Source organism: Arthrobacter sp. Soil_C_49 (assembly GCF_057656635.1).
Genome location: NZ_JBDGJZ010000046.1, coordinates 1 through 262 on the forward strand (window position 1 = coordinate 1; position 262 = coordinate 262).

1 pseudogene is annotated in these 262 nt (G+C 68.3%); it reads left to right on the forward strand.

The features are described from left to right. A pseudogene (locus AC3A4Z_RS22635) lies at positions 1-262 on the forward strand (HNH endonuclease signature motif containing protein); the annotation flags it as partial.

Here is a 262-nt window from a genome sequence, read left to right on the forward strand (position 1 = left end):
TGCCCGCCACCGGCGGCAACCGCCCCCAAATCATCGCCACCATCAACTACCAAGACCTCCTCCCCCACCACAACAACACCGCACCAGGGACAGGCACAGGCACTGCCACCGGCACCGACAGTGGCACCGGCACCCGGGCGGGCATCCGGTCAGGTCACGGCACGGGCACCGATAGTGGCACCGGAACGGGGAACTTCGTGTTCACCGGACCCGTCGCCGCCGCCACCCTGCGCAAAATCGCCTGCGACGCCGACATCATCCC